General features: G+C 43.8%; 1 protein-coding gene and 1 pseudogene. Both read right to left on the reverse strand.

Features of this window, described 5'->3' with window-relative positions:
* A pseudogene (locus GRP75_RS27880) lies at positions 1 to 262 on the reverse strand (Ger(x)C family spore germination protein); the annotation flags it as partial.
* Positions 259 to 1,021: GerAB/ArcD/ProY family transporter (locus GRP75_RS27885; protein ID WP_160790994.1), on the reverse strand; the 763-nt coding region annotated here is incomplete at its 5' end. The gene GRP75_RS27885 and the pseudogene GRP75_RS27880, both read right to left, overlap by 4 nt.

Raw genomic sequence — 1,021 nt, forward strand, 5'->3', positions numbered from 1 at the left:
GGAAATAATTAAGGCTGAGATACTTTCTGCCTTCTTCGAGCATATGCACCTCTTTAGTAACCAGCTTTTTGGAATCATGGGTAAGCGGAGGTGCCAGTGTGCTGATTTTGATTTTACCTTCGCTGCCTTCGCTGAGAGAAAGAAAGGTCACAGGGGCAATTTCTTCGATGGTATTGTTCTCGGTAAGCGATGCACAAGACGTCATTAGCGGCAAGCTTAATAACAATGTCAGGATGATAAGCGATGCTTTCCGTAGTTTCATATATATGTATTTCCTTTCCGCCGCATTGCGATCAGCAAAAGTATATGAACCAAAAGAAAGGTAGCCGCTTCTGAGTACATAAAAAATCCGGGCCAAAGGTTCTGGAGTGTATCGGCTTTCCAGAGCTTTTCGTTTGCAATGACAAGGAGGGTGCCCATAAGGAAGCAGCTTGCTAAATATCCGAACCGGCTGTTTTTTTCGAGAGTTTTTCCTGCCGTGATCTGCAGGGCACCATAGAACATTAACAGAAACAGCGAGACGGCAAAGACGACGTTAAACATAAAAAAAGAAATTAGAAGGATTTCAATCCGTTCGAATATAGGTGATTGCAGGTAACTGATCATATTGATTACCGAATACCCGGCCGTTTTCAAATACTCGTGTCCATAATAGAGGACAGTGGCAACAAAAAAAAGCAAATACTCAAGTATAGTGAATAGATTAGCGATGGTCAGGTGTTTAATCGTTTTTCGATCCGGCTTCAGCCATGGCACTAAAAAGATAAGATACTCCGGACCCGACAATGCCGACCAGCAGATGACAATACCTCTCCAGGAGTCCAGCGGCGGGTGGAGCGGTATCAAGGGATACAGTTGTTTATAATCTGCGACCGGCGGGAAATAAAAAGGAAGATAGCAGAGGGTGAGCCATATGGTACCGAGAAAAGTAATCACAATGAAACGGAGAGTTCTTTCCAGTCCATGAGAGGATACGTAACAGCTCATCAATAGAATGGCGATCAACGGAACAGTCTTATTC

This window comes from Paenibacillus sp. OT2-17 (genome assembly GCF_009827695.1).
GTDB lineage: Bacteria > Bacillota > Bacilli > Paenibacillales > Paenibacillaceae > Paenibacillus > Paenibacillus polymyxa_B.